The sequence below is a fragment of the Candidatus Methylomirabilota bacterium genome (assembly GCA_036005065.1).
In the GTDB taxonomy this organism is placed as follows: Bacteria; Methylomirabilota; Methylomirabilia; order Rokubacteriales; family DASRDR01; genus DASYQW01.
Map to the genome: position 1 here is coordinate 1 of DASYQW010000067.1, position 3297 is coordinate 3297.

3 protein-coding genes are annotated in these 3297 nt (G+C 68.8%); all 3 read left to right on the plus strand.

The features are described 5' to 3' along the window. On the plus strand, positions 1 to 1080 hold a 1080-nt coding region (locus tag VGW35_05395), incomplete at its 5' end, for a mandelate racemase/muconate lactonizing enzyme family protein (GenBank protein HEV8307082.1). A 59-nt stretch (positions 1081 to 1139) separates the two neighbouring features. After that, entirely contained in the window at positions 1140 to 2261 is a 1122-nt protein-coding gene (locus tag VGW35_05400) for a serine hydrolase domain-containing protein (GenBank protein HEV8307083.1), read from the plus strand. A gap of 140 nt (positions 2262 to 2401) precedes the next feature. Further along, positions 2402 to 2596: a hypothetical protein gene (locus VGW35_05405; GenBank protein HEV8307084.1), complete on the plus strand. Its 195-nt coding sequence runs from the start codon at positions 2402 to 2404 to the stop codon at positions 2594 to 2596. Positions 2597 to 3297: the final 701 nt, after the last annotated feature.

Here is a 3297-nt window from a genome sequence, read left to right on the forward strand (position 1 = left end):
GGGGCCGTGCGCGACTTCGAGCCGATCCTCCTCGGCCGGGACCCCCGGCCGGTCGAGATGCTCTACTGGGACCTCTACCGGATGGGCCGCCAGAGCCCGGGCGGGATCGCGGCCAAGGCCATCGCCGGCATCGAGCTGGCGTTGTGGGACATCAAGGCCAAGGCGCTCGGCGTGCCCGTCTACGAGCTGTTCGGGGGCCCGCTGCGCGAGCAGCAGCCGGTCTACTGGTCCCACTGCGGGACCTCCCGGGCCCGGCACGCGGCGGTCATCGGGGTGCCGCCCCTCCGGACGCTCGACGACCTGGCGCGCCTCGGCGAAGAAGTCGTGCGGCGCGGCTACCGGGCGCTCAAGACCAACATCGTGTTCCCCGGCGAGCCGGCGCGCACCTACTTCCCCGGCTTCGGCGGTCCCCCCGGCACCACCGACCAGACCGTCACGCCCGACCTCCTCCATCACCTCGAGGCCCAGATCGGCACCTTCCGCCGCGCGGTCGGCCCGGACGTCGGCATCGCGCTGGACCTCAATTTCAACTTCAAGCCCGAGGCGGCCCACCGCATCTGCCGAACGCTCGAGCCCTTCGATCTGATGTGGATCGAGCTCGACATGTACGACGAGCGGGCGCTCCGGGAGGTGAAGGACGCCACCTCCATCCCGGTCTGCTCGGGCGAGAACCTGTTCGGGCTCCGCGGCTATCGCCCCTATTTCGAGGCTCGGGCCCTGGACGTGGTGATGGTGGACGTGCCCTGGAACGGCTTTGCCCAGTCCCGGAAGATCGCCGACCTGGCCGAGAGCTACGAGCTCAACATCGCCCCCCACAACTACTACAGCCATCTCTCGACCCTCCACTCCGCGCACCTCTGCGCCAGCATCCCCAACGTGCGGATCATGGAGATCGACGTCGACGACGTGCCGTGGAAGGACGCGCTGGTCGACGTCCCGCCCGTCGTCCGGGACGGCCAGCTCGTGATCCCGACCCGGCCAGGCTGGGGGGCCGACCTCGACGAGGCCGTCGCCCGCCAGCACGTCTGGGAGCCGGGGCGCCTCCCCGGCTACTCCGACCCCGCGATGTACCGGCGGTGAGCGGGATCCGGACCGGCCTCTGCGTGGCGCCACTCGCTACGCGACAGAGGCATCCACGCATGATCGGGCGCATCATCGCTCTGGCGCTCGCCTGCGTGCTCGCGCCTCTCTCCGCCCGCGCCGACACCCTGGATCCGGCGACTGTCCGCACCATCGACGCCGTGGCGGACGACGCCATGAGGCAACGGCACATCCCCTCGGTCGTGATCATGGTCGCCCGCCACGGGCAGACGGTCTTTGCCAGAGCCTATGGCACGCGGAACATCCACGATGACGTGCCCGCGACAGTGGATACCGTCTACCAGTACGGATCGCTGACGAAGCAGTTTACCGCCATGGGCATCTTCTTGCTCGCGCAAGACGGCAAGGTCTCCCTCGACCACCCGATCGCGAAGTATCTTCCCGAGTTTGCTCGCAAGGGCAAGATCACGATACGCCATCTGCTCGTGCACACCTCGGGGCTGGCCAACTGTACGGAGCCCGATGACTATCCGTTCGCGATCGCACCGCGTCTCGATCTGACCACCCGCTGGTGCATCGACTATGGCGTGCGTCGCCCGCCCGACTTCCCGGTCGGCACGAAAGCCTCGTACAGCAACGTCGGCCACGTCATCCTCGCGCGCATCATCGAAAAGGTCGGCGGGACGAGCTTCGATACGTTCTTGCGGACGCGGATCTTGACACCAGCCCGCATGAGCGAGGCGGCACCATTCGATTACGCGTCCATCGTCCCGAAGATGGCCGCCGGCTATACCTGGTACGAGAATCGTCTTCAGAGAGCGCCGTTCTGGAATCTGCGCACCGTCGACGGCGCCGGCTATCTCATCGGGACGGCGTCCGATCTGCTCGCGTGGGACCAGGCCCTCCTCCGTGGCACGCTCCTCTCGCCCAAGTGGCAGAAGGAGTACTTCGCGATCGGCCATCTCGCCAACGGCACCCCGGCCGGCGTGGGCGTGGAGAATCCCACCGGAGGGTCGGCCGCGCACTACGTGTACGGCGGCGTCGCCCTGATGCGACAGGGCGGCGTGACGATATACGGCGCCAATGGCGGAACGTTCGGATTCCTGAGCTTCAACGCGATCGTGCCCGAACGGGATCTCGCCGTCGTCACCCTGACGAATCTGGGCGCCATCGACAACTCGAAACTGACCAAGCCCATCCTGGACGCGCTCTTGAAGTAGGGTGCGGGAAGCGGCGTCCCGGCCATCCGGGCCGTCCGGGCGACGCGCGGCCGTTTCTCGGCCGTCGCCCCTCATACTACTCCCACCTCTCGACCCTCCAGTCCGCACACCTCTGCGCCAGCATCCCCAAGGTGCGGATCATGGAGATCGATGTCGACGACGTGCCGTGGAAGGACGCACTGGTCGACGTCCCGCCCGTCGTCCGGGATGGCCAGTTCGTGATCCCGACCCGGCCGGGCTGGGTAGCCGACCTCGGCGAGGCCGTCGCCCGCCAGCACGTCTGGGGGCCCGGGCGCCTCCCAGGCTACTCCGACCCGACGATGTATCGCCGGTAGGGGCGGGCCGCGCGGTCGAGCCGAGTCTGGCTTACCTCCCCGCGACGCTGCCACCACACCCCGACCGATCTCCGGTCGCCCTCCGGCACACCGACCGGCCTCGTTCCGCACGCCAAGCGCCGCGGCCCGGTGCTCTACCCTCGAGTGAGCGGCCAGGGCGCAGGGCCGGCGCGCCCACACACGGACAGTGCTCGCTGCGAATCGGGCGCGTGGACGGCCTCGCCTCGCGGGAGGCGCCGGCGGGCCGCGAGCACCGTGACGCGGTCCCGGTCATAGCTGACGAGTCCTCCCAGGACGGCTGGCATCCTCGTGGCGGCGCGGACCACGCCGGGCCGGCGGGGGATCGGTCGGGACGCCGACGGGACTCCTGAGTCCGGCCGCGGGCGATAGCATGAGCCGACGACCAGATGTTCCGCTCTTGATCTCCGTGTATCCCTTCGATGACACCCCGGTAGGAAGCGAACCCTCGTGGCGAAATGCCGGAGGTGCTGAGTGCTCGCGGGCATGGCTCGTGCTACGCGATCGGGCGAGACGGGCGTCTTGCCCAGCGTGGGCGGATACAGTATCGTAAGGCACCATCGCAAGAGGGAACGCCGACATGATCACTCTTCAGTCGGGCGCCCCGCTTTCGTACGCCGCAGTCGGAGCCGACGCGGACGGCCCAGTGTTCGTCGTCCGTGAGAGACCCCCCCAGGCCGGTT

Bases quoted from the DNA above. Each gene is read 5' to 3' on its own strand.
- VGW35_05400 (HEV8307083.1), top strand. From the start codon at position 1,140: ATGATCGGGCGCATCATCGCTCTGGCGCTCGCCTGCGTGCTCGCGCCT.
- VGW35_05405 (HEV8307084.1), top strand. From the start codon at position 2,402: ATGGAGATCGATGTCGACGACGTGCCGTGGAAGGACGCACTGGTCGAC.